This window comes from Burkholderia sp. AU16741 (assembly GCF_002223345.1).
GTDB lineage: Bacteria > Pseudomonadota > Gammaproteobacteria > Burkholderiales > Burkholderiaceae > Burkholderia > Burkholderia sola.
On sequence record NZ_NKEZ01000005.1, the window covers coordinates 418019 to 441414 of the forward strand.

General features: G+C 67.9%; 22 protein-coding genes. 11 read left to right on the plus strand and 11 right to left on the minus strand.

The genetic code is table 11. The features are described from left to right. Positions 1 to 15: 15 nt before the first annotated feature. Both CFB89_RS15145 and CFB89_RS15150 read right to left on the minus strand, forming a co-directional pair. Positions 16 to 930 (minus strand): ABC transporter ATP-binding protein, encoded by a 915-nt coding sequence (locus CFB89_RS15145; RefSeq protein ID WP_089468557.1) that lies wholly within the window; start codon positions 928 to 930, stop codon positions 16 to 18. Next, on the minus strand, positions 927 to 2051 hold the full coding sequence (locus CFB89_RS15150) for an ABC transporter permease (protein ID WP_089468558.1): 1125 nt from the start codon (positions 2049 to 2051) through the stop codon (positions 927 to 929). Before CFB89_RS15150 ends, CFB89_RS15145 begins: the two co-directional genes overlap by 4 nt. A 391-nt stretch (positions 2052 to 2442) precedes the next feature. On the opposite strand from CFB89_RS15150, the gene CFB89_RS15155 reads away from it, so the two are divergent. From CFB89_RS15155 to CFB89_RS15165, 3 genes are all read left to right on the plus strand, one after another. Next, complete coding sequence (locus CFB89_RS15155; protein WP_089468559.1) at positions 2443 to 4512, plus strand: bifunctional 2',3'-cyclic-nucleotide 2'-phosphodiesterase/3'-nucleotidase; 2070 nt, start codon at positions 2443 to 2445, stop codon at positions 4510 to 4512. Between the two features lie 8 nt (positions 4513 to 4520). Then, positions 4521 to 5366, plus strand: coding sequence for a tetratricopeptide repeat protein (locus CFB89_RS15160; protein WP_089468560.1), 846 nt, complete (start codon positions 4521 to 4523; stop codon positions 5364 to 5366). A gap of 143 nt (positions 5367 to 5509) precedes the next feature. Beyond that, positions 5510 to 6055, plus strand: coding sequence for a hypothetical protein (locus CFB89_RS15165; protein ID WP_089468561.1), 546 nt, complete (start codon positions 5510 to 5512; stop codon positions 6053 to 6055). 67 nt (positions 6056 to 6122) lie between these two features. Here CFB89_RS15165 and CFB89_RS35770 read toward each other — a convergent pair whose 3' ends face one another. From CFB89_RS35770 to CFB89_RS15180, 3 genes are read right to left on the minus strand one after another with little or no spacing between them, the layout of a single operon-like run. Beyond that, positions 6123 to 6641, minus strand: a complete 519-nt coding sequence (locus CFB89_RS35770; RefSeq protein ID WP_089468562.1) for an OmpA family protein — start codon at positions 6639 to 6641, stop codon at positions 6123 to 6125. Further along, the gene (locus CFB89_RS15175; RefSeq protein ID WP_179233443.1) at positions 6544 to 7218 is read right to left on the minus strand and encodes a M35 family metallo-endopeptidase; all 675 of its coding nucleotides are present in this window, start codon (positions 7216 to 7218) and stop codon (positions 6544 to 6546) included. Before CFB89_RS15175 ends, CFB89_RS35770 begins: the two co-directional genes overlap by 98 nt. Beyond that, positions 7208 to 7759, minus strand: a complete 552-nt coding sequence (locus tag CFB89_RS15180; protein WP_089468564.1) for a hypothetical protein — start codon at positions 7757 to 7759, stop codon at positions 7208 to 7210. The genes CFB89_RS15175 and CFB89_RS15180 overlap by 11 nt, the downstream gene beginning before the upstream one ends. A 490-nt stretch (positions 7760 to 8249) precedes the next feature. Between CFB89_RS15180 and CFB89_RS15185 the strand changes: the two genes are divergently transcribed. From CFB89_RS15185 to CFB89_RS15195, 3 genes are all read left to right on the plus strand, one after another. Beyond that, positions 8250 to 9170 (plus strand): biotin--[acetyl-CoA-carboxylase] ligase, encoded by a 921-nt coding sequence (locus CFB89_RS15185; protein ID WP_089468565.1) that lies wholly within the window; start codon positions 8250 to 8252, stop codon positions 9168 to 9170. Further along, positions 9167 to 9967, plus strand: a complete 801-nt coding sequence (locus tag CFB89_RS15190; protein ID WP_089468566.1) for a type III pantothenate kinase — start codon at positions 9167 to 9169, stop codon at positions 9965 to 9967. The genes CFB89_RS15185 and CFB89_RS15190 overlap by 4 nt, the downstream gene beginning before the upstream one ends. Before the next feature lie 207 nt (positions 9968 to 10174). Next, positions 10175 to 10417, plus strand: a complete 243-nt coding sequence (locus tag CFB89_RS15195) for a hypothetical protein (RefSeq protein ID WP_089468567.1) — start codon at positions 10175 to 10177, stop codon at positions 10415 to 10417. A 16-nt stretch (positions 10418 to 10433) separates the two neighbouring features. Here the strand turns inward: CFB89_RS15195 and rfaE2 are convergent, their stop codons facing one another. The 6 genes from rfaE2 to CFB89_RS15230 form a co-directional block, all read right to left on the minus strand. Further along, positions 10434 to 10919, minus strand: coding sequence for a D-glycero-beta-D-manno-heptose 1-phosphate adenylyltransferase (gene rfaE2, locus CFB89_RS15200; protein ID WP_006497810.1), 486 nt, complete (start codon positions 10917 to 10919; stop codon positions 10434 to 10436). A gap of 167 nt (positions 10920 to 11086) precedes the next feature. Further along, positions 11087 to 11965, minus strand: a complete 879-nt coding sequence (locus CFB89_RS15205; protein WP_011353352.1) for a diiron oxygenase — start codon at positions 11963 to 11965, stop codon at positions 11087 to 11089. Between the two features lie 465 nt (positions 11966 to 12430). After that, positions 12431 to 13657, minus strand: a complete 1227-nt coding sequence (locus CFB89_RS15215; protein WP_089468568.1) for a patatin-like phospholipase family protein — start codon at positions 13655 to 13657, stop codon at positions 12431 to 12433. A gap of 24 nt (positions 13658 to 13681) precedes the next feature. Continuing rightward, entirely contained in the window at positions 13682 to 14410 is a 729-nt protein-coding gene (locus CFB89_RS15220) for a PhaM family polyhydroxyalkanoate granule multifunctional regulatory protein (RefSeq protein ID WP_089468569.1), read from the minus strand. Positions 14411 to 14491: 81 nt separating this feature from the next. Continuing rightward, the gene (locus CFB89_RS15225; protein ID WP_089468570.1) at positions 14492 to 15319 is read right to left on the minus strand and encodes an enoyl-CoA hydratase/isomerase family protein; all 828 of its coding nucleotides are present in this window, start codon (positions 15317 to 15319) and stop codon (positions 14492 to 14494) included. A 130-nt stretch (positions 15320 to 15449) separates the two neighbouring features. After that, positions 15450 to 16442 carry a fumarylacetoacetate hydrolase family protein gene (locus CFB89_RS15230; protein WP_089468571.1) on the minus strand — a complete coding sequence of 331 codons (993 nt, stop codon included), beginning with the start codon at positions 16440 to 16442 and terminating at the stop codon, positions 15450 to 15452. Between the two features lie 142 nt (positions 16443 to 16584). On the opposite strand from CFB89_RS15230, the gene CFB89_RS15235 reads away from it, so the two are divergent. The 5 genes from CFB89_RS15235 to metH all read left to right on the plus strand — a co-directional run bounded on the left by CFB89_RS15235 (position 16585) and on the right by metH (position 23349). After that, positions 16585 to 17451: an IclR family transcriptional regulator gene (locus tag CFB89_RS15235; RefSeq protein ID WP_089468572.1), complete on the plus strand. Its 867-nt coding sequence runs from the start codon at positions 16585 to 16587 to the stop codon at positions 17449 to 17451. A gap of 119 nt (positions 17452 to 17570) precedes the next feature. After that, positions 17571 to 18818, plus strand: coding sequence for a DUF3108 domain-containing protein (locus CFB89_RS15240; protein WP_089468573.1), 1248 nt, complete (start codon positions 17571 to 17573; stop codon positions 18816 to 18818). A gap of 243 nt (positions 18819 to 19061) precedes the next feature. Then, the gene (locus CFB89_RS15250) at positions 19062 to 19319 is read left to right on the plus strand and encodes a DUF3567 domain-containing protein (RefSeq protein ID WP_006477667.1); all 258 of its coding nucleotides are present in this window, start codon (positions 19062 to 19064) and stop codon (positions 19317 to 19319) included. 203 nt (positions 19320 to 19522) lie between these two features. Continuing rightward, positions 19523 to 20590, plus strand: a complete 1068-nt coding sequence (locus tag CFB89_RS15255; protein ID WP_089468574.1) for a homocysteine S-methyltransferase family protein — start codon at positions 19523 to 19525, stop codon at positions 20588 to 20590. A gap of 29 nt (positions 20591 to 20619) precedes the next feature. Continuing rightward, positions 20620 to 23349: a methionine synthase gene (gene metH / locus CFB89_RS15260; protein WP_373559865.1), complete on the plus strand. Its 2730-nt coding sequence runs from the start codon at positions 20620 to 20622 to the stop codon at positions 23347 to 23349. The last annotated feature ends 47 nt before the right edge of the window (positions 23350 to 23396 follow it).

Here is a 23396-nt window from a genome sequence, read left to right on the forward strand (position 1 = left end):
GCGGGTTCCTTGCTTCTACAGCTCGACGCTCGACAGCGCCGGTTCGAGGGCCGCCTTCGGCAGCTTCGCGCGCCGCTCGGGCGGCAGCGCCTGCAATGCGCGGCGCCCGCGCAGCCCCAGGAAATATTCGTGGATGAACGGATGGTCGACGTTCGCGGCCTCCTCGACCGGCGCGGCGACCAGCACCTTGCGGTCGGCCAGCACCGCGACGCGCGTCGACAGCGCGACCATCGTGTCGAGGTCGTGCGTCACCATCACGACGGTCAGCCCGAGCGTGCGATGCAGCGTCGCGATCAGCTCGACGAATTCGTCGGACGCCTGCGGATCCAGGCCGGCCGTCGGCTCGTCGAGGAACAGCAGCTCGGGCTCCAGCGCGATCGCGCGCGCGATGCCGACCCGCTTCACCATCCCGCCCGACAGCGCGGCCGGCATCTTCGACGCGTGCTTGCAGGGCAGCCCGACCATCTCGAGCTTCAGCATCACGATGTCGTGCAGCAGGTCGGGCGGCACGCGGCCGAGTTCGCGCAGCGGCTGCGCGACGTTGTCGAACACCGTCATCGACGAGAACAGCGCGCCCTGCTGGAACAGCATCCCCGAACGCGTGCGCATCATCCGCGCGCTTGCATCGTCGATCGTCGCCGTATCCTCGCCGAACACCTTGATCGTGCCCGACGTTGGCCGTTCGAGGCCGAGGATCTGGCGCACGAGCGTCGTCTTGCCGGAACCCGACCCGCCGACGATCGACACGATCTCGCCGCGCCGCACGTCGAAGTCGAGTTTCTGGTGAACGATGTTGCGCCCGTAGCGCTTGGTCAGGTTGCGCACCTCGATCACGAGGTCGCCGGCATCGGCGGCCGCGTCCGGCCCGGCGCCGACCGACCCGGCGCCGATCGCCGCGGCATGCGCGGTCGGTTCGTTCGATGCGTTCATCCGAGCCCCACGTTCTGGAACAGGATCGCGAACACCGCGTCGGCGAGGATCACGACCGTGATCGACGACACGACCGACGTGGTCGTGCCTTCGCCGAGGCTCTGCGAGTTCGCCTTGATGCGGAAGCCGAAATGGCACGCGACCAGCGCGATCAGCATGCCGAACACGACGCCCTTGCCGACCCCGATGTACAGGTTCGCGATCGGCACGACGCCCGGCAGCGAGCGCACGAAATAGTTGATGTCGATGCCGAGCACCAGCTTCGCGGCGAGCGCGCCGCCCGTCAGCGCGATGATGTTGGTCCACATCACGAGCAGCGGCATCGCGACGCCGAGCGCGAGCACGCGCGGCAGGATCAGCCGCAGCCCGTGCGGGATGCCCATCACGCGCATCGCGTCGAGCTCCTCGGTCACGCGCATCACGCCGATCTGCGCGGTGATCGCCGAGCCCGAGCGGCCCGCGACGAGGATCGCCGACAGCACGGGGCCGAGCTCGCGGATCACCGACAGCCCGAGGATGTTCACGATGTAGCGGTTCGCGCCGAACATCTGCAACTGCTGCGCGGACAGGTAGCTGAGCACGATGCCGATCAGGAACGCGACGAGCGCGGTGATCGGCAGCGCCTGCGCGCCGGCGCTGTAGATGTTCGCCGAGGTTTCCTTCCACGGCATCGTCCGCGGGCGGCGCAGCACCGACAGCGCATCGAGGACCACGCGGCCGAACATCGCGATGCCGCCCTGCAGGTGTTCGCCGAACGTGAAGATCGCCAGGCCGAGCCGCGTGACGGGATCGAACCGCACGATGCGCTCGGGCGCCTCGCGCTGGCTGTCGAGGCGTTCGATGCGCTCGAAGATCGTGCGCTGCGTGGCGCTCAGCGCGACGCCGGCCGGCAGCTTGCGCCCCCACACGCGCCACAGCGCCTGGCCACCGACGTGGTCGAGGCGCTCGATGCCGGACAGATCCCATTCGCTCACGCGCCCGTTGGCGATGCTCGCGATGCGGCGCGCCACGGCGCCGCGGTTGCGCGCGAGCGAGAGCGCGGTCCACTGTCCGGTCAGGCGCACCGTCTGGCCCTGGCCGCCGGCATCGACCGACAGGCCGGGAGGAGTCTCGAAGTCCAAGGGCGGGTTGTTTGCAAAAGGATGACAGCGGCCATTGTAGCGAACCGCCCGATGCCGCGACGCGAGGATTTCGGCGGGTTGCGCAGCCGGCGGCGCGAACTCGGGAGGCGCAGCCGGGGCGCGGGGCCGGGGGCGCCGAACGCGGGGCGCGCGATCGAGGCGCCGGGCTCGGGCGCGCAGCCCGGGCGCCGGGCCGGTGCCGGCCGGTGCTGGCCGGGACCAGCCCGAACCGACGCGGACCTCGGCTCGCGGCCGGCGTCGCGACCTTTCATTGTTCCGTCACGTTTCCTTTCGATACTCTCACGCGCCGCACCTCAGGCCGTCGGCGCGCCGCGCCGCCATTCGTGCGTACCTCGCGTTTCATAAAACAGAACACCGAACAGGACATCCGATGCGTCTCCCCCCGCTTTCCCGCCGCCGCGTACCGGCCGCCGCCGCGCTCGCCAGCCTCGCCTTCGTCCTCGCCGGCTGCGGCGGCGACGACGTCACCGCCACGCCGCCGTCGCGGCCCGAAGCCCAGGCGCCCGTCGGCACGACGGCCACGCTCGCGCTGCTCGAGACGACCGACCTGCACACCAACGTGCTGTCGTACGACTATTTCAAGCTCGCCGCCGACAATTCGCTCGGCTTCGAACGCGTGTCCACGCTGATCGCGCAGGCGCGCAAGCAATACCCGAACACGCTGCTGCTCGACAACGGCGACACGATCCAGGGCACCGCGCTGGCGGACTACCAGGCGCTGGTCAAGCCGGTCGGCTGCGACCAGACGCTCGCGATCTACAAGGTGATGAACGCCGCGAAATTCGACGGCGGCGGGATCGGCAACCACGAGTTCAACTACGGGCTGCCGTACCTGTCGCAGGTGACCGGCAACACGTTCGAGATCGACGGCCTGCCGGCGCCGGCCCAGCAGAAGAAGTGCGCGGGCCCGAACTTCCCGCAGGTGCTCGCGAACGTGATCAGCGCGAAGACCAATGCGCCGCTGTTCACGCCATACACGATCCTGACGCGCACGGTGACGGCCACGACGCCGGACGGCAAGACGGTCAGCGCGCCCGTGAAGATCGGCATCATCGGCTTCACGCCGCCCGCGATCATGAACTGGGACAAGCGCTGGCTCGACGGCAAGGTCTACACGACCGGGTTGAAGGAAGCGGCCGAGAAGTACATTCCGGAGATGCGCGCGAAGGGCGCCGATCTCGTCGTCGCGATCTCGCACGGCGGCCTCGACGATTCCGCGTACTCGCCGACGATGGAAAACGGCAGCTGGTGGCTGTCGAAGGTGCCCGGCATCGACGCGATGCTGATCGGCCACTCGCACCAGGTGTTCCCGGACGCGAACAGCACCGTGGCGCAATTCAACCTGCCGGGCGTCGACAAGGTCAAGGGCACCGTCAACGGCGTGCCGACCGTGATGGCCAACTACTGGGGCAAGCACCTCGGCGTGATCAAGCTCGGCCTGAAGTTCGACGGCAAGACGTGGATCGTCGACAAGTCGCAGACGACCGTCGAGGCGCGGCCGATCCAGAACGCCGACAAGAGCTACGTCGCGGCCGACCCGTCGGTCTCCGCCGCGATCGCGGCCGAGCACCAGGCGACGATCGACTACGTGAAGACGCCGATCGGCTCGACCGACTACCGGATGAACTCGTACTTCGCGGACGTCGGCGATCCGGGCGCGATCCAGATCGTCAACGAGGCGCAGGCCGACTACGTGAAGACCTACGTGCAGGCGAACCTGCCGCAATACGCGTCGCTGCCGGTGCTGTCGGTCAGCGCGCCGTTCAAGAGCGGCTTCGGCGGCGGCACCGACTACACCGACGTCGCGCCGGGCGCGCTCGCGATCAACAACGCGGCCGACCTGTACCTGTATCCGAACACCGTGTACGCGGTGAAGGTGAGCGGCGCCGACGTGAAGAACTGGCTCGAGACGGCCGCGAAGCGCTTCAACACGATCGACCCGACCCAGGCCACCGTGCAACCGCTCGTCAGCACCTTCCCCGGCTACAACTTCGACATGTTCACGTCGGCCGATCTCGCCTATGAAATCGACGTCACGCAGCCGGTCGGCAGCCGCATCCGGAACCTGACGTACAAGGGCGCGCCGATCGACCCGAACGCGCAGTTCATCGTCGCGACCAACAACTACCGCGCGAGCGGCGGCGGCAACTTCCCGGGCCTCGATGGCAGCAAGACGATCTTCGCGTCGCCCGACGCGAACCGCGACGTGCTGATCGCGTTCATCAAGAAGCGCGGCGCGATCACGCGCGCGGCCGACGGCGCGCAGCGCAGCTGGCGCTTCACGAAGCTTGCAAGCTCGGTCGCGCACGTACGGTTCGCGTCCGCGCCGAACCGCCTCGGCGACGCGACGGCGGCCGGCCTGACCGGCATCACGCAGATCGCGGCCGACGATGGCTCGGGCAAGAACCTCGCAACCTACGAGATCGACCTCACGCAATGAGACACGCGATGCAACCGATCCGGACGATGCGGCCCGCCGAAACCGGCTTCGCCGCCGCCGCGCGGCGCATGCTGCGCGCGAAACTCCCGCCGGCCGCGCTGCTCGCGGCGGCGGCCGTGACCGTCGCGGCCGTCGTCGCGGCGACCGGCCTGCGCGGCAGCGGCCCCGCGCCAAGCGCCGCGCAGCTCGACGAATGGCAGGCGATGGTCGCGCAGGCGACCGAGCCGCATGCGCTCGCCCAGTTGCGCACGCTCGCGCGCCGCGGCTCGGGCGACGCGCAGGCGGCGCTCGGCATCGCGCTCTCCGATGCGCATGAACCGGGGCTGCGCGACGAGGGACGCGGCTGGCTGGAAACGGCCGCGGCGGCCGACGGCAAGGCCGACGCGCCGGCTGCGCGGCGCGCGCAGCTCGCGCTCGGCAAGGCGTTGCTGCTCGGCAGTGGCGACATGCCGAAAGACTATGCGCGCGCCCGCGCGCTGCTCGGCGCGGCGGCTTCGAACGGCGATCCGGCCGCCGCGTATTACCTCGGGCTGATCTACCGCAGCGGCTACGGCATCGCCGCCGACCCGGTGCAGGCCGCGCACTGGTTCGACATCGCGTCGCGCGCGGACATTCCGGCCGCCGACTTCATGCTCGCGAACGCGTACCGCGACGGCAGCGGCGTGCCGCGCGACGAAGCGCGCGCGCTCGCGCTGTATCGCCGGGCCGCCGAGCATGAACTGCCGGAAGCCGTGCAGACGCTCGCGATGGCCTATCGCAACGGCGAACTCGGGCTGCGGCCCGACGCGGACGAATTCCACGCGCAGTGGATCGAGACCGCGCATGCGCTGAAGCATCCGGTCGTCGCGCCGTGACGGCGGTTCGGCCGGGACAGGCTTGATCCGACGCCCTGCGCATCGATCGTCCGGAAACGGAATCGGTCGCGGGGCGTCGATCGATGCGCGTGCCGCCATGCATTAACATGCAGCCTCACAATAAAACCTGAGAGAACCGCATCATGTCCAATCGCCTGTCGCGGCTTCGCGCCGTCCTCGGCGTGGCCGTCATTTCGGTCACGGCCGCCCCGCTCGCGGCACTCGCCGCACCGCCCGCCCACTACGACATCTTCAACGCCGCGCTCTGCAAGCCACCGTTCACGTCGGACCTGATGGATTCGATCTACAACACCGCGAAGGCGACCGATCCGAAGCCGGACCAGTCGATGCTGGGCGCTGCCGTCTACCGCCTGCCCGAGCCGATCCACCGCGACGGCTTCACGACGCAGCACGTGGTGTTCGTCAGTACCGGCATCGGCGTGCTCGTCGACGGCGAAGTCGCCAGCCAGCTCGCCGAGCGCTACCAGCTCACCCGCGAGAAGGGCAGCCTGCTGGGCGCGTCGTCGGTCGGCTATTCGCGCCGGCTGACCGTCCGCGGCCCGGGCGGCGCGCTGATCCTCGTGTCGGCCCGCCAGGGCCCGGCGCTGAAGGGCAAGACGCTGCTGGCCTGCGAAATGACGTCCGAAGAGGACATCAAGGCGCTGGAGCAGATGGAGAAGCAGCGCTAAGCAGACGGAGCGCTGGCGCAACGCAACGCCACTGCGGGGATATCTCGCATGCGAATACCGTACGTCGTTACTTCTGCTCCGGCAAGACCGTACCGCACGGATTCTCGCAACCTTCCGATGAACACGCTGGAATGAACTCTATCTCTATCTGATTGCGTTCACTCGACGGAACAACGGAGTTGCTTCGCCAGATTTTAGAGTCCATGTGAATCCGATCTTTTGCTACGCCGAGATCGAGCAGATACGCTCGGACAGCATTGGCCCGAGTACGGGCGGTCGAAATTGCGTCTCGCTCGTGCTCGTCGGCATATCCGTAGATCACGACGGGACCGTTATTGGCCGCACTGTCCCGAACTCTAACCAACAAGCTGGCGAGCGCGATCCGGTCAGCATTCGAAATGGTCACGACGCCGCGGTCGAGCTTACTGGCATATTGCAAGGAAAAGCTACAAGCAAACACGACGCCTGACGCACAAAGCCCCGCAAGGCTAATCGATGCACAAGATATACCACGCAATATTGTCCGCATTCCTGATCGCCATTGTCGAAGCCTCTTTGGCGAGTCGCCTGCTGAGAAATTGTCCATAGGTGTTCTTGTAGTCAACCGCTCCGAATGTATCCCGAAAGTGCACGCACTCGTGAACAATGGTCAGTTGCATCGAGGAAAACGTACCCGCACTCGTATCCGGAAGCTCACAGAACTTCGGGGAAATCGATATCGTGTGCGTGGCGGTATCGGGGCCGCAAACGTGCGCAACTTCGCCGTCTAGATTTTTGGTATTCGGCGTACAGCCGAGAGCCCGATCAAGGTCGGGATCGGAGCGAACGAAATTCCTCGCCGTCAATCCATTCATGACTGTGATCAACGCCACCAATCCGTTCGTCAGCACCCCGCGAGTGGGTTCGTCGGCAATCCCGAACCACTCTCTGACTCTCGCCCGCGCAGGCTCTCTCCAGACATCGAGTTCGTCAATTCGCTGCGTGATTATTTTTACGGCATCGTCGCGCAACGTCAGGACTTTCTTCCGAAATGCCGCATCGGTCATGTTTTTGCAGATCGGCGGCCCGTCGACTGCCAATAAAAGCTCAACCTTCGAACCACGCGTCGTATTCGTCATGGCCGAGTCATGCACGGTCACGTATTCGTAGTCATCATGCGGCATGACCATGCTCCACTATTTCAATTCGCAGTTTCTCCGAATGCCGCGTCGCTACGCGCTGTGTGTGCCCGGCACGATCAGTCATACCGCTGAAGACCCGGCCGGAACTGGTATGTATTCGATACGGCACGCATGCCAAGGGCTGCCCCGTCTTCTCGTTTTTCAATACATACTGCTCGTCGCATTCCGCCCCAGCGACGGGCGAGTGAGAATGTTCCTCTCCCAGCCCTTTCTGGTCAGCCGCCCCGTCACCGACCCGCATTCTCATGCCCCGCTCGGCATAGAACACAGGCGGCGGACTGCACCCGCATGCATTGATATCCCCACTCAACGCCCATCCCTGACCATTCGGTGCCCTGCCGGGCAAGCGCGGTCCTTTCGGCGCGACAAACCCGACCCGCTCGCAAGCCGTGCAATAGGTTTTCATGTAGAGCGTGGCGATCTGCACACGTGGCGGCGGATTGGAACACGTGACACATTCCAGTCCCTCGGTGATCGTCGCGCTCCCGCCCCGATCGCCCTTGGCGAGGAAATAGCGGATCATGCGGTATCACCTCGGCTCATCGCGCCCGAGCAACGCTCATCCGTGAAAGCACCGAGCGTCGCGCATCTGACAACGGTCGGCCTGCCAGCGGCATATAGGCCGCCGCTAACCATCAACCGGCCGACAACAACCAACGAAGACTCGAGTAACCATTGCTCGCCACCATTCATCCGGATTCCCTCTCGTCGCTATCAGTGCAAATCTCATCGCACCAAAATGCACGATCGCCACACGAAAATCCATCATACGAATTCGAAATCCTGACCGATCGATATCGGTCGACGATGTTTCGTCGATCGATCAACCGGAATGTCGGAGCTACATTGATTCCAGCTCGCATGCGCACAACTACCTGCATGCAACTTCTCTCAATTCGGCACAAGCGCATTCGCGCGACGCGTCGCACTTCAATCGGCCCCTGCCTCCCGGGGAAATGACCATTCCCCCGCTTGCCGACGCGCCAACGCCCCCTGTCGCTACAATAGGCGCCATGAACGCCCCAACCTCCTCCGACACACCCGAATCCGGCGACGCGCACATCGCGCGCAACCGGCTCGAGGCCCATCTGGACGCCGCACCGCGCGCGTGGCCGCTCGACATCGTCGCCGCCACCGGCTCGACCAACGCCGACGTCGCAACGCGGCTCAAGGCGCTGCCGCGCAGCGCGAACGCGTTGCCCGCGCCGCTCGTGCGCGTCGCGTTCGAGCAGACGGCCGGCCGCGGCCGGCAGGGCCGCCCGTGGTTCGCGCAGCCCGGCAATGCGCTGCTGTGCTCGGTCGGCTGCATCGTGCCGCGCACCGTCGATGCGCTCGGCGGCCTCAGCATCGCGATCGGCGTCGCGCTCGCCGAGGGGCTGGCCACGCTGCCGCTCGACGCCTGCATGCGCGTTGCGCTCAAATGGCCGAACGACCTGCTGCTGACGGCCGACGACGACGGCACGCCGCGCATCGTCGGCAAGCTCGCCGGGATCCTGATCGAAACCGTCTGGACCACCGCCGACGCCACCGCCGTCGTGATCGGCTTCGGCATCAACGTGCGCGGCGCGGAAGCCGTCGCCGCGCAAGTCGACGCGCTGCGCGCGCGCGAAGCGACGCTCGCGAGCGGGCTGCCGCCGGCCGCGTTGTCGATCGCGTGCGCGTCGGCGAACCTCACCGATACGCTCGCCGCGTCGCTGAACGCACTCACGCCCGCGCTCGCGCAGTTCGGCACCGAGGGCCTCGCGCCGTTCCTGCCGCGCTGGCACGCGCTGCACGCGTACGCGGGCCGCGAAGTCGTGCTGCTCGAACAGGGCGTCGAACGCGCGCGCGGCATCGCGACGGGCATCGACGCGACCGGCCAGTTGCTGCTCGACACGCCGAGCGGCGTGCAATCGATCGCGGCCGGCGACGTATCGCTGCGCGAAGCGCAATGAGCGAACCGTACCTGCTGATCGACGCCGGCAATAGCCGGATCAAGTGGGCGCTCGCCGACGCGCGGCGCACACTGGTCGACACGGGCGCGTTCGGCCATACGCGCGACGGCGGCGCCGATCCCGACTGGTCGATGCTGCCCCGGCCGCGCGGCGCGTGGATCTCGAACGTCGCGGGCGCCGACGTGGCTGCACGGATCGATGCGCTGCTCGACGCGCGCTGGCCGAGCCTGCCGCGCACGACGATCCGCTCGCGGCCCGCGCAATGCGGCGTGACGAACGGCTATACGACGCCCGAACAGCTCGGCAGCGACCGGTGGGCCGGCCTGATCGGCGCGCACGCGGCGTTTCCTGGCGAGCATCTGCTGATCGCGACGTTCGGCACCGCGACGACGCTCGAGGCGTTGCGCGCGGACGGCCGCTTCACGGGCGGGCTGATCGCGCCGGGCTGGGCGCTGATGATGCGCGCGCTCGGCACGCACACCGCGCAGTTGCCGACGCTGACCACCGATATCGCCAGCGGCCTGCTTGCGGACGCGCAGGCCGAACCGTTCCAGATCGATACGCCGCGCTCGCTGTCGGCCGGCTGCCTGTACGCGCAGGCCGGCCTGATCGAACGCGCGTGGCGCGATCTCGTCGCTGCGTGGCAGGCGCCCGTGCGGCTCGTGCTGGCAGGCGGTGCGGCGGACGACGTCGCGCGTGCGCTGACGGTCCCGCATACGCGGCATGACGCGCTGATCCTGTCCGGGCTCGCGCTGATCGCAGCGGAGGCAGCCGGCCCGGCAACGGTGCAGGATTGACGCAAAAGCGTCGGCATCGGGCCGGCGCGATGCCGACGCAGGCCAAAGTGAGCCCGACCGGCCCGCGTCACGCCGACGATGCAATACGCGCGGTGCCGCCCCAGCGGTCCGCACGAACGGTCAACGAAAGCCATGAAAAAAGCCGGCCACGCGGCCGGCTCGACTGAACGACGTGATTTACGTCGATGACGACAAGGAGTTTCGACGATGCTGCGCTGGCTGATCGCTGTTCTCTTTCTCGCCAACATGCTCGCGTTCGTGGTGGCGCGCGGCATGTTCGGGCCGCTGCCCGCGGCCGGCCCGCGCGAACCCGCCGTGCTGACGAGGCAGGTGCGGCCCGACGCATTGCGCGTGACACCGCTCATGCGGGCGACCGACCAGCCCGTCGTCGGCGGCCCGATCGCGGCGCCGGCCGTCACGACCGCACCGCTCGCCGCGTCCGCCCCGTGACGGCGCCGCGTCGCGCTCACGGCTGTTGCGCGCGCACCTTCTTCAGCAATGCAGTGGTCGAGCGATCGTGCTCGAACGGAATCGCCAGCGCCCGGCCGCCCCAGCCGCGCACGAGCGCGGATTCCGGCAGCGCATCCATGTCGTAATCGCCGCCCTTCACGAGGATGTCCGGACGGACGGCCTCGATCAGCGACACGGGCGTCTTTTCCGCGAACGTCACGACCCAGTCGACGCTTTCCAGCGCCGCCAGCAAGGCCGCACGATCCTCTTCGCGGTTGATCGGCCGGTCGTCGCCCTTGCCGAGCATGCGCACCGACGCATCGCTGTTCACGCCGACGATCAGGCAGGCGCCGAGCGCTTTCGCATCGGCGAGATACGTGACGTGACCGCGATGCAGGATGTCGAACACGCCGTTGGTGAACACGACGGGCGACGGCAGCGACGCGCGCAGCGCGACGAGGGCATCACGGGTGATCAGCTTGCGTTCGAAGGTGGCGGACATGATGGAGATCGGACGGAATGAACGACGGCGCGCGCGACGGCGGCACCCGATAAAAAGCCCGCCGGATCGACCGGGCGGGCTTCATGCAACGAACGCGACACGGTGCCGCGAGCCGCGCGAATCGGGTGTGAATCGGACCCGACTTGCGGCGGCGGCGCCGGCCGGCCTCAGGCCGGCTGCGCGGCCGACGACGGGCCGCTTTCGGCCTGCAGGCGGCCGGTGACTTCCTTGCGGTAGCGGTTCAGTTCCTGCGCGGTCGCGAACGTGCGCTCGAACAGGATCGACAGGTTGTGCAGGATCCGCTCGACGACCTTCTTCTCCCACTCGCCGTCGAAACGGATCTGCTCGTCGAGCCAGCGCTCGAGCCATTCCGGATCCGGCAGGCGCGACTGCACGGTGTCGCGCGGGAACAGCGCCTGGTTCACGTGCAGGTTGGTCGGGTGCAGCGGCTTCTCGGTGCGACGCGCCGACGCCATCAGCACGCCGATCTTCGCGAATGCGGCACGGGCGACGTCGCCGCAGTTGTTCAGCGCTTTCTTCATGTAGCGCAGGTACGCGCCGCCATGACGCGCTTCGTCGCGCGAAATCGTTTCGTAGATCTGCTTGATGACGGGCTCGGTGTGCCAGTCGGCCGCGCAGCGGTACCAGTGGTTCAGGCGGATTTCGCCGCAGAAGTGCAGCATCAGCGTCTCGAGCGGCGGCGCCGGATCGAACTGGAAGCGCACCGCGTGCAGTTCCTCTTCGGTCGGCACCATCTCCGGCTTGAAGCGGCGCAGGTATTCCATCAGCACGAGCGAATGCTTCTGCTCCTCGAAGAACCATACGCTCATGAACGCGGAAAAATCGCTGTCGTGCTGGTTGTCGCGCAGGAACATTTCCGTCGCGGGCAGCGCCGACCATTCGGTGATCGCGTTCATCTTGATCGTCTTCGCCTGCTCGTCGGTGAGCAGCGAAGCGTCGAACTTGTCCCACGGAATGTCCTTCTCCATGTCCCAGCGGACAGCTTCGAGCGACCTGTAAAGTTCCGGATAAAGCATGGTGTTCATGATGGTCCCACCCCTGTTCTGCGCAATGCGACTTCTCTAAACGTGACTGTTGCCGCGCAAGCGCGCCGCGCGCGCTTTTTGCAGCCAAGACTGTAATTTTACGCGGGAAACCGACCCGCCGGACGCCGATTCCTCGTCCGGCAGCCAGGCGGCCGCGTTGCCGCCGTTGGGCATGCCGCGACCCGCTCCGTTCGAGCGGAGCCGGCCGCGCTTGCCTGAGTGGGGGGCCGGCGCTGGCCGGCTCGTTGGCGCGCCCGTCCCCTGCCCCAGGCGGGTCCCCGAAAGGCCCCGTGCGGATACCGGATCGGCGGGCTGCTCGATATGGTGTATACGGCGGCGGCCATGATAGCACGCGTGCATGACGGTTCCGAGACGCCCGGCCGGTCGCGCGCCGCCAACCGGGGTGCGGCGATCGGTCGCGGCCGGCCGTCGCGAAAATGCAACCTTACAGTACGCCTGCGCGTGTCAGATCCGTATTTCGCCGGTCGCGAGGCCGCCTTCCGGCGGCGTGCCGGCCGCCGGCGCACTGCCGCCGTCCGCCCCCGCGATCCAGCCGGCGAGCGTCTCCTGCTGGGCCCGGCCGTCGCGGTAGCCGAGCTCGATCAGCTCGCGCGTGAACGCTTCCTCGAACAGCAGGTAGCTGGCGAACGACGCGCCGGCCGGCTGGCTGCCGCCGATCGCGCCGAGCAGCCCGCGCATCGTCGCCGGCATCTGCTTCAGGTGCTTCGCGGCGATCAGTTCGATGCGCTCGGACGGCGCGATCGCGAGCACGTCGACGTGCCGCCAGCCGCTGTCGATCTCGACCTGGTGCGGCAGGTGCTCGATCATCTGGTTGATGTGCTCGATCCGTTCGATGTCCGAGCCGATCGAGTCGAGGAACACGCTCGCGAGCACCTGCTGGCCGATCTGCGCGAGCGTCGGGTAGCCACGGGCCCGTCCCGTGCCGTTCGCGGCCGGAATCTCGGGCCGCGGATCGGCCGCGCCGACGACGACGATCCGGTCCGCGCCGAAGTGGATCGCCGGCGACAGCGGCGCGATCTGCCGGATCGAGCCGTCGCCGAAGTACTCGACCTGCCCGTCGAGCACGAGCGGCACGGCGGGGAACACGAACGGAATGGCCGACGACGCGAGCAGGTGCGACGCCGACAGGTCGACGAGCCGCGCGGTGCGCTGCGCGCGCCGCCATGCCTGGATCGGCTCGGCGGCCTGATAGAACGTGAGGTGCCGGCCGCTCGAATAGCTGAGCGCGGTGATCGCGAGCGCGTGCAGCAGGCGCGCCTCGAGCATCTGCTCGATCCGGTGGAAGCTGAGCTCGCGTTGCAGCAGGTGCGCGAGCGGCGTGTTGTCGAGCAGCCCGCGCGGCGAGCGGCGGGCCGCCCAGCCGAACGTCATCGTCGCGAGCCAGCGCGCGCCGGCGCCCGCGATGCCGAGCCAGTCGGTGCGATACACGTAATCGGCGCGCAGCGGCTCCCAGAATTCGAGCAGGCGCCGCACGCCGTGGGAGAAGTCGTCCGCGTGGCTCGCGATCGACGTCGCGTTGATCGCGCCGGCCGACGAACCGCACACGACCGCGAACGGCACCGTATGCCGCCGCGGATCGGCCTCGCGCGCGATCTCGGCCAGCGCCTTCAGCACGCCGACCTGGTATGCGGCGCGCGCGCCGCCTCCCATCAGAACGAGCGCGAGTCGCATGATCGGCCTGCTACCTGCGCCGCATCACGTCGAGCGCTTCGGCGGACGCGTTTCGGGCGACGAAGCGGCCGCCGCGCGCGCCGCGGCCGAGCCGGACGGCTTCGCGCGCTTCGCGGCGGGCTTGCGCGGCGCGGCCGCGGCGGACTTCGCGGCGGGTTCCGGCGCGGCGGCGGTCTCCGGCGGCGCGGCGTCCGGCGCGGCCGGCTGCATGCCCGGCTGCGCCATCGCGAGGCTCGCGAGCTGGTTGAATTGCGTCTGCAGCAGATTCCACCAGCCGGACGGATCGAACGGCTGCTGCGCGGGGTCGCCTTCCGGCGCATCCGCAGCATCGGCCGCGGCCTCGCCCGCCGACGCGGGTTTCGCGGCCTGCGCGGCGGCCACGGCCGCTTCCTCGGCCGCCGACATCGAGCTTTGCGCGAACGCGCCGAACGCACGCAGCGTCGCGAGCGTCGCGCGCTGCACCTCGAGCGCCTGGATCGCGGACTGCAGCATCCCGAGATTGAGCTTCAGCCACTGCTCGACCGCGCGCAGATCGGTGATCCGCTTGTCGAGTTCCTCGACGTTCGTGAGCGGCGACATCATGTCGGACATGCTCGACAGCGACGGCGGCAGCCCGTGCGTGGCGCCTGGAAACGGCGCCATCCCGCCGAACGGCGACATCCGCATCATGTCCCACATCCGGTCCATCATGTCGGCGGGCTGGAACCCGGCAAAGCCGGCGAAAGGGTTGGCGCCGGAGGCATCGGTCGTCATACGGGCATCCTGGTTGACTGGGGGAGCGAGGCGGCCGCCGAGCGTCGCGCAGCCGCGCGTGGTTCGATCATAGCGCGCACGTCAGAACGGTGCGTCTCCGGGAAATGCGGGCGGGCGCCGTTCGCGCAGCGAGCGGATGCCTTCCTGCACGTCGGGCCCCGAAAAACCCATGAATTCGAGCGCGAGCGACGTATCGAAGGTGGGCCCGGCCGTGCGCAGCCAGTTGTTCAGCGCGTACTTGGTCCAGCGGATCGCCGACTGCGAACCGTGCGCGAGCCGCTCGGCCACTTCGTATGCCTTCGGCAGCAGGTCGGCCGGCTCGACCGCGAGCGAGACCAGCCCGATCCGCTCGGCCTCCTCGCCGCTCACGGGCTCGCACAGCATCAGGTAGTACTTCGCCTTCGCCATCCCGCACAAGAGCGGCCACACGATCGCCGCGTGGTCGCCGGCCGCGACGCCGAGCCGCGTATGGCCGTCGATGATGCGCGCATCCTTCGCGGCGATCGAGATGTCGGCGAGCAGCCCGGCGACGAGCCCCGCGCCGACGGCCGGCCCGTGCATCGCCGACACGATCGGCTTGCTGCAGTTGATCACGTTGTAGACGAGATCGCGCGCCTCGCGCCACACGCGGGCGCGCACGTCGAAATCGTTCGCCATGTCCTCGACGAGCGCGAGATCGCCGCCCGCCGAAAAGCCCTTGCCTTCGCCGCGGATCACCGCGACGCGCGTGTCGGGATCGCGATCGACGTCGCGCCAGATGTCGGCGAGCTCGCGATGCATGCGCGCGTTCGCGGTCGCGAGGCCGCTGCGGTTCGCGCCCTCGCCGCTCATCACGATGTCGAGCACGCCATGGGCGCGGCGCGTCACCTTCAGTGCTTCGTAGCCGCCGTATGCGGCGAGATCGGCCATCTGCTGCTCCTTGCTCGAGGCGCTCGAGCGCTTGAATCGAGTGTAGCCAAGCCCGCGCGGTCAAACATCGGGCGAAACCCGGCGCGCGGGCCGAAGCCGGGTTTCGCCGTGTCGTTGCGTATCGCGCCGCTTATGCCGCGCCGTCGGGCGGCGAAACCGACTGCTCGATCGCGCCGAAGATCGACTTGCCGGCCGCATCGAACATCTCGATGCGCACGGTGTCGCCGTAGCGCATGAATTCGGTCTGCGGCGCGCCGTGCTCGATCGTCTCGAGGCAGCGCTTCTCGGCGATGCAGCAGTAGCCGCGCTTCGCATCCTTGTTCGACACCGTGCCCGAGCCGACGATCGAGCCGGCACGCAGGTTGCGCGTCTTCGCCGCGTGCGCGATCAACTGGCCGAAGTGGAACACCATGTCGGTGCCGGCGTCGGGTTGGCCGACCTTCTTGCCGTTCCAGTGGACGATCATCGGGCGATGCACGCGGCCCTCGCGCCATTCGTCGCCGAGTTCGTCGGGCGTGACGGCGACCGGCGCGAACGCGGTGGCCGGCTTGCTCTGGAAGAAGCCGAAGCCCTTCGCGAGTTCGGCCGGAATCAGGTTGCGCAGCGACACGTCGTTCACGAGCGTGACGAGCCGCACGGCCTTCAGTGCGTCGTCGGGCGACGCGCTCATCGGCACGTCTCCGGTGATCACCGCGACTTCCGCCTCGAAATCGATGCCCCATTCCTCGGACGGGCACACGACGTCGTCGCGCGGCCCCAGGAAATCGTCGCTGCCGCCCTGGTACATCAGCGGATCGGTCCAGAACTCGGCCGGCATCTCGGCGCCGCGCGCGCGGCGCACGAGCTCGACGTGGTTCACGTACGCGGAACCGTCGGCCCACTGGAACGCGCGCGGCAGCGGCGCCATGCAGTTGGCCGGGTCGAACGCGAACGCGTTGCGCGCGCGGCCGTGGTTCAGCGCGTCGTACAGGTCGCGCAGTTGCGGCGCATAGAACGCCCAGTCGTCGAGGACGCGCTGCAGCGTCGGCGCGATCGCATCGGCAATCGCCGCGGTGTGCAGGTCGCGCGACACGACGATCAGCTGGCCGTCGCGCGTGCCGTCCTTCAGCGAAGCAAGTTTCATAGGGAGGATCTGCCGTTGTAGTGACGATGGAAGGAATCTATTTTACGATGGTGAATCCATGCGGCGCGCCGTGATCGCGCACGCCGTTTTCGCCCCGTTTTTTCGCTCCGTTTCCTGCCGCATTTTCGCCCACCCGCCGCCCATGCCCGCCAGCCCGCTCCCCGACGACGATCTCGCCGACTCCGATACCGACGACGCCGCCTCCGGCGAGCACGGCGAGAAAGTCCGTTCCGGCATCCAGTCGATCGAGGTCGGCTTCCGCCTGCTCGACGTGCTGACGAGCGAGCCGCGCGCGATGATGCTGCGCGATCTCGCGCAGCGCGCGGGCATGAGCCCGGCGAAGGCGCACCGCTACCTGGTCAGCTTCTCGCGGCTCGGCGTCGTGTCGCAGGATCCCGTCTCGGGCCGTTACGAGCTCGGCGGCTTCGCGCTGCAGATGGGGCTTGCGCGGCTCGCGCGCGTCGACGGCGTGAAGCTCGCGCGGATCGCGCTGACCGAATTCCGCGACCGTCTCGACCAGACGGTCGGCATCGCGGTATGGGGCAACCAGGGGCCGACGATCGTGCACTGGATGGAATCGAGCCATCCGGCAAAGGCGTCGCTGAAGCTCGGCGACGTGATGCCGCTGCTCGGCTCCGCGACGGGCCTGCTGTTCGCCGCATACCTGCCGCGCAGCAAGACCGCCGCGATGCTCGAGCGCGAACTCGCCGATACGCGCCGCTCGCCGCACCACGGGGGCCCGCGCACGCTCGACGAAGTCGATGCGGTGCTCGCCGACGTGCGCGAGCACCAGGCCGCGCGCGTCGAGGGGATGCTGCTGCCGACGATCCACGCGTTCTGCATGCCGGTGTTCGACGCGGTCGGCGAACTCGCGCTCGCGATCGTCGCGCTCGGCCAGGAAGGCTCGTTCGACATCGCGTGGGGCGGCGAGATCGACACCGCGCTGCGCGCCTGCGCGCGGAAACTGTCCTACGAACTCGGCTATAGTCCCGACGCACGCGACGCCTGACGCATCCGATTCACGCCACGTCACGCATCGCGTCGCGAACGCGCAGCGCATCCGACGGTCCGATTCCTGTGGCGCGCGCCGCGCGCCCGCCGTCACGCCAGCGCCCCGACCCTGTTCCGATGCCCATGCAGTCTGCCGACCTTCGCCCGCGTCACGCCCTACCCCGCCGCTGGCTGCGCGTGGGCGTCGCGCTCGCCGCCGTGCTGGTGCTGCATGCGCTTGCCGGGTTCTGGCTGATGCGCAATCGCGAATCGTTCACGCCGCCGCCACCCGCCGACATCCCCGTGCAGATCGAGCTGCTGAAACCGCAGCCGATCGAGCGTCGGCCCACGCCACCGCAGTCGAAGCCGGTCGAACGGCCGGCCGCGCCGACAGCGGCCCCGCCGAAGGCGGCCCCGCCGAAATCCGCGCCGTCGCACGAGCCGGTCCTCACCTCCACGCAAACGGCCGAGCACGGCGCGCCGCCGGCCGCCGCTACATCCGCGGCGAGCGGCGCATCGGGTGCGTCGGGCGCGCAAGCCGCGTCGGCCGCGGGCCCCGGCGCCGCGACGCCGGGGCCGGCCACGAGCGGCGTGAAGTTCTCCGCGCCGCCGTCCGGCGACCTGCAGTACGACACGTTCTACAACGGCATGCAGAACATGATCGGCACGATCCACTGGCGCACCGACGGGCACACGTACGACCTGTCGGTGTCGATGCCGGTGCCGTTCGTCGGCCCGTTCACCTATCGCAGCGAAGGCCGCATCGACGCATTCGGCGTCGCGCCCGACCGTTACGTCGAGAAACGCGGCAAGCGGCCGGAAGACATCGCGATCTTCAACCGCGAGCTCCGGCAGGTGGTGTTCACGCGCACGCCGAACAACGCACCGCTGCCCGACGGCGTGCAGGACCGTTTCAGCATGCTGATGCAGTTGTCGGGGCTGCTGCGCGGCAATCCCGCGGCCTACAAACCGGGCGTCACGCAGCAGTTCTTCGTGATCGACAACAACAGCGGCGAGACCTGGCCGATCACGGTGATCGGCGACGAGCAGGTGCAGACGCAGGCCGGCATCGTCGCGGCGCGGCACTTCATGCGCCTGCCGCGCCGCGACGGCGACACCCGTCGCATCGACATGTGGCTCGCGCCGTCGCTCGGCTGGCTGCCCGCGCGGCTCGTGCAGACAGAGCCGAACGGTGCGCAGATCGAGTTGCTGTGGCACGGCCGCCTCGCCGCACCGAACGTGCCCGCCGACGCCGCGCCGGCGGGCGGCGCAATGAACGCGCCCGCCGCGGCATCGCCCTCCCACGCATCGCCCGCGGAACCGGCGCCATCGGCACCGCCCGCGACGATGCAACCACCGGCGTCGTCGACGGTCACACAGCCATAAACTCACATGAATCGGCAATTTCGACCGATTACAGTTTTTCCGGAAATGGCCGATGACACTCTTTAACAACTATTTCAGTCCACCGGCTCACAATGAGAAACGTTTGATAGACATCGGCTTCTAACCGATACACCCCACGCAACGGGAGAACGGGGTGTGCAGCGCAAGCCCCTTGAAACCGGCAAGGCTTGCCCCACCTAGGGGACAACAAGGCCAGATGCCACTGCGAAGAGGAGTGCCGCCATGCAAATGATCTACAACAGCCCCAACTACTGCGTCGTCGAATTTGCGCCGCAGGCCGGCCATCACCTGATGAATGCCGGCGGATACGAAATCGTCGACAAGAACGCGCAGCGCGAAATCTTCATCGACGGCGAACTTGCCGAACGATTCCGCGCGCACGTGAAGCAGCTGATCGAGGATGAGCCGTCGCTCGACGAAGTCGACGAATTCCTCGGACAATTCGACAGCCTGATGATGATGCCGGTCGTGCTGCACTGACGACTCGCGGCCCGGCGCGTCATGCGGCCGGGCCATTCGCCGCGCATCGATGCGGCGCCGCGTGCACTCCGATCCTGCCCCCGTCCGGCTCGCCGGCGGGGGCTTTCCTTTAGCGGGCCGTCCGGCCCGCACGGCGAGGGCCGACGACCGCTTGACGCACCGGCTACAATGACGGTTTTCCGTCTTCGCCGGTCTCCCACCCCATGTCTGCGACTCCTCTCGCCGCTCCCGTCCCGCTCGACGCGCGCTACACGCGCGGCGCCGCCCTGCCCGCGCTGCTGAAATCGCGCATCCTGATCCTCGACGGCGCGATGGGCACGATGATCCAGCGCTACAAGCTCGACGAAGCCGCGTATCGCGGCGAGCGCTTCAAGGATGTCCCGCGCGACGTCAAGGGCAACAACGAGCTGCTGTCGCTCACGCAGCCGCAGATCATCCGCGAGATCCACGACCAGTACTTCGCGGCCGGCGCCGACATCGTCGAAACCAACACGTTCGGCGCGACGACCGTCGCGCAGGCCGACTACGGGATGGAAGATCTGGTCGTCGAGATGAACGTCGAATCGGCGAAGCTCGCGCGCGAATCGGCCGCGAAATACGCGACTCGGACCAAGCCGCGCTTCGTCGCCGGCGCGATCGGGCCGACGCCGAAGACGGCCAGCATCTCGCCGGACGTCAACGATCCGGGCGCACGCAACGTCACGTTCGACGAGCTGCGCACGTCGTACTACCAGCAGGCGAAGGCGCTGCTCGACGGCGGCGTCGACCTGTTCCTCGTCGAGACGATCTTCGACACGCTGAACGCGAAAGCCGCGCTGTTCGCGCTCGACGAGCTGTTCGAGGACACCGGCGAGCGCCTGCCGATCATGATCTCGGGCACCGTCACCGACGCGTCGGGCCGGATCCTGTCGGGCCAGACCGTCGAGGCGTTCTGGAATTCGCTGCGTCACGCGAAGCCGCTCACGTTCGGCCTGAACTGCGCGCTCGGCGCGGCGCTGATGCGCCCGTACATCGCCGAGCTCGCGAAGCTGTGCGACACCTACGTATCGTGCTACCCGAACGCGGGCCTGCCGAATCCGATGAGCGACACCGGTTTCGACGAAACCCCCGACGTCACGTCGGGCCTGCTGAAGGAATTCGCGCAGGCCGGCCTCGTGAACCTCGCGGGCGGCTGCTGCGGCACGACGCCCGAGCACATCGCCGAGATCGCGAAGGCGCTCGCCGACGTGAAGCCGCGCCGCTGGCCGAACCAGTACAGCGACCACGCCTGACCGACCGCCCCACGTCCTTCATCAAAAGAATTCGCACCGCCATGACCGATCACATGATGCGCCTTGCCGGCCTCGAGCCGTTCAACGTCACGCCCGGGACGCTCTTCATCAACGTCGGCGAACGCACCAACGTCACCGGCTCGAAGGCGTTCGCACGGATGATCCTCAACGGCCAGTTCGACGAGGCGCTCGCCGTCGCGCGCCAGCAGGTCGAGAACGGCGCGCAGGTGATCGACATCAACATGGACGAGGCGATGCTCGACTCGAAGGCGGCGATGGTGCGCTTCCTGAACCTGATCGCGTCGGAGCCGGACATCGCGCGCGTGCCGATCATGATCGACTCGTCGAAGTGGGACGTGATCGAGGCCGGCCTCAAGTGCGTGCAGGGCAAGGCGATCGTGAACTCGATCTCGCTGAAGGAAGGCGAGGACGCGTTCCGCCACCATGCGAACCTGATCCGCCGCTACGGCGCGGCCGCGGTCGTGATGGCGTTCGACGAAACCGGCCAGGCCGATACCTACGCGCGCAAGACCGAGATCTGCAAGCGCTCGTACGATTTCCTCGTGAACGAAGTCGGCTTCCCGCCGGAAGACATCATCTTCGACCCGAACATCTTCGCGGTCGCGACCGGCATCGAGGAGCACAACAACTACGCGGTCGACTTCATCGAGGCGACCCGCTGGATCAAGCAGAACTTGCCGTTCGCGAAGGTGAGCGGCGGCGTGTCGAACGTGTCGTTCTCGTTCCGCGGCAACGACCCGGTGCGCGAGGCGATCCACACCGTGTTCCTGTATCACGCGATCCAGGCGGGCATGGACATGGGCATCGTGAACGCGGGCCAGCTCGGCGTGTACGCCGATCTCGACGCGGAGCTGCGCGAGCGCGTGGAAGACGTGATCCTGAACCGCCGCGACGATTCCACCGATCGCCTGCTCGAGATCGCCGACAAGTTCAAGGCGGGCGGCGCGAAGAAGGAAGAGAACCTCGAGTGGCGCAACCAGCCGGTCGAGAAGCGGCTCTCGCACGCGCTCGTGCACGGCATCACGACCTTCATCGTCGAGGATACCGAGGAAGTGCGCGCGAAGATCGCCGCGGCCGGCGGCCGTCCGATCAACGTGATCGAAGGCCCGCTGATGGACGGGATGAACATCGTCGGCGACTTGTTCGGCCAGGGCAAGATGTTCCTGCCGCAGGTCGTGAAGTCGGCGCGCGTGATGAAGCAGGCGGTCGCGCATCTGATCCCGTTCATCGAGGAAGAAAAGCGCCTGCTCGCGGAAGCGGGCGGCGACGTGCGCGCGAAGGGCAAGATCGTCATCGCGACCGTGAAGGGCGACGTGCACGACATCGGCAAGAACATCGTGTCGGTCGTGCTCCAGTGCAACAACTTCGAGGTCGTCAACATGGGCGTGATGGTCCCGTGCAACGAGATCCTCGCGAAGGCGAAGGTCGAGGGCGCGGACATCATCGGGCTGTCGGGCCTCATCACGCCGAGCCTCGAGGAAATGGCGTACGTCGCGTCCGAAATGCAGCGCGACGACTACTTCCGCGTGAAGAAGATTCCGCTGCTGATCGGCGGCGCGACGACGTCGCGCGTGCATACGGCCGTGAAGATCGCGCCGCACTACGAAGGCCCGGTCGTCTACGTGCCCGATGCGTCGCGCTCGGTGTCGGTCGCGTCGAACCTGCTGTCCGACGAAGGCGCGGCCAAGTATCTCGACGAGCTGAAGTCCGACTACGAACGGATCCGCGACCAGCACGCGAACCGCAAGGCACAGCCGATGGTCACGCTCGCCGACGCGCGCGCGAACAAGACGAAGATCGACTGGGCCGGCTATCAGCCGGTGAAGCCGAAGTTCATCGGCCGCCGCGTGTTCAGGAACTACGACCTGAACGAACTCGCGAACTACATCGACTGGGGCCCGTTCTTCCAGACGTGGGATCTCGCGGGCCCGTACCCGGCGATCCTGAACGACGAGATCGTCGGCGAATCGGCGCGGCGCGTGTTCTCCGATGCGAAATCGATGCTCGCGCGCCTGATCCAGGGCCGCTGGCTGACCGCGAACGGCGTGATCGCGCTGTTGCCGGCGAACACCGTCAACGACGACGACATCGAGATCTACAGCGACGAGTCGCGCTCGGAAGTGCTGCTCACGTGGCGCAACCTGCGCCAGCAGAGCGTGCGCCCGGTGGTCGACGGCGTGATGCGGCCAAACCGTTCGCTCGCCGATTTCATCGCGCCGAAGGAATCGGGTGTCGCCGACTACATCGGAATGTTCGCGGTGACGGCCGGCCTCGGCGTCGACGTGAAGGAAAAGCAGTTCGAAGCCGACCACGACGACTACAGCGCGATCATGCTGAAGGCGCTCGCCGACCGCTTCGCGGAAGCGTTCGCCGAAGCGATGCACGCGCGCGTGCGGCGCGAGCTGTGGGGCTATGCGAGCGGCGAGACGCTCGACAACGACGCGCTGATCGCGGAGAAGTACGCGGGCATCCGCCCGGCGCCCGGCTACCCGGCCTGCCCCGACCACCTCGTGAAGCGCGACATGTTCGACGTGCTGCACGCGGACGAGATCGGCATGAGCGTGACCGATTCGCTGGCGATGCTGCCGGCGGCGAGCGTGTCGGGCTTCTACCTCGCGCATCCGGACAGCCGCTATTTCTCGGTCGGCAAAATCGGGCAGGACCAGCTCGAGGACTACGCGCAACGCATGGCGCTGTCGCTCGACGACGCGCGCCGCGCGCTCGCGCCGCAACTGTAGCCGCGTCGACTGCGGCGACCCGCCGCGTCCATCGCCACGCGCCCCGA

What these genes read in the sequence shown, in the direction of transcription:
- CFB89_RS35770 (WP_089468562.1), bottom strand. Translation starts at nt 6,641, where the DNA reads ATGGACAATTTCTCAGCAGGCGACTCGCCAAAGAGGCTTCGACAATGG.
- CFB89_RS15230 (WP_089468571.1), bottom strand. Translation starts at nt 16,442, where the DNA reads ATGAAACTTGCTTCGCTGAAGGACGGCACGCGCGACGGCCAGCTGATC.
- CFB89_RS15185 (WP_089468565.1), top strand. Translation starts at nt 8,250, where the DNA reads ATGAACGCCCCAACCTCCTCCGACACACCCGAATCCGGCGACGCGCAC.
- CFB89_RS15175 (WP_179233443.1), bottom strand. Translation starts at nt 7,218, where the DNA reads ATGCCGCATGATGACTACGAATACGTGACCGTGCATGACTCGGCCATG.
- CFB89_RS15215 (WP_089468568.1), bottom strand. Translation starts at nt 13,657, where the DNA reads ATGCGACTCGCGCTCGTTCTGATGGGAGGCGGCGCGCGCGCCGCATAC.
- CFB89_RS15255 (WP_089468574.1), top strand. Translation starts at nt 19,523, where the DNA reads ATGTCTGCGACTCCTCTCGCCGCTCCCGTCCCGCTCGACGCGCGCTAC.
- CFB89_RS15205 (WP_011353352.1), bottom strand. Translation starts at nt 11,965, where the DNA reads ATGAACACCATGCTTTATCCGGAACTTTACAGGTCGCTCGAAGCTGTC.
- CFB89_RS15160 (WP_089468560.1), top strand. Translation starts at nt 4,521, where the DNA reads ATGCAACCGATCCGGACGATGCGGCCCGCCGAAACCGGCTTCGCCGCC.
- CFB89_RS15250 (WP_006477667.1), top strand. Translation starts at nt 19,062, where the DNA reads ATGCAAATGATCTACAACAGCCCCAACTACTGCGTCGTCGAATTTGCG.
- CFB89_RS15145 (WP_089468557.1), bottom strand. Translation starts at nt 930, where the DNA reads ATGAACGCATCGAACGAACCGACCGCGCATGCCGCGGCGATCGGCGCC.
- CFB89_RS15165 (WP_089468561.1), top strand. Translation starts at nt 5,510, where the DNA reads ATGTCCAATCGCCTGTCGCGGCTTCGCGCCGTCCTCGGCGTGGCCGTC.
- CFB89_RS15180 (WP_089468564.1), bottom strand. Translation starts at nt 7,759, where the DNA reads ATGATCCGCTATTTCCTCGCCAAGGGCGATCGGGGCGGGAGCGCGACG.
- rfaE2 (WP_006497810.1), bottom strand. Translation starts at nt 10,919, where the DNA reads ATGTCCGCCACCTTCGAACGCAAGCTGATCACCCGTGATGCCCTCGTC.
- CFB89_RS15220 (WP_089468569.1), bottom strand. Translation starts at nt 14,410, where the DNA reads ATGACGACCGATGCCTCCGGCGCCAACCCTTTCGCCGGCTTTGCCGGG.
- CFB89_RS15235 (WP_089468572.1), top strand. Translation starts at nt 16,585, where the DNA reads ATGCCCGCCAGCCCGCTCCCCGACGACGATCTCGCCGACTCCGATACC.
- CFB89_RS15240 (WP_089468573.1), top strand. Translation starts at nt 17,571, where the DNA reads ATGCCCATGCAGTCTGCCGACCTTCGCCCGCGTCACGCCCTACCCCGC.
- CFB89_RS15190 (WP_089468566.1), top strand. Translation starts at nt 9,167, where the DNA reads ATGAGCGAACCGTACCTGCTGATCGACGCCGGCAATAGCCGGATCAAG.
- CFB89_RS15195 (WP_089468567.1), top strand. Translation starts at nt 10,175, where the DNA reads ATGCTGCGCTGGCTGATCGCTGTTCTCTTTCTCGCCAACATGCTCGCG.
- CFB89_RS15225 (WP_089468570.1), bottom strand. Translation starts at nt 15,319, where the DNA reads ATGGCCGATCTCGCCGCATACGGCGGCTACGAAGCACTGAAGGTGACG.
- CFB89_RS15155 (WP_089468559.1), top strand. Translation starts at nt 2,443, where the DNA reads ATGCGTCTCCCCCCGCTTTCCCGCCGCCGCGTACCGGCCGCCGCCGCG.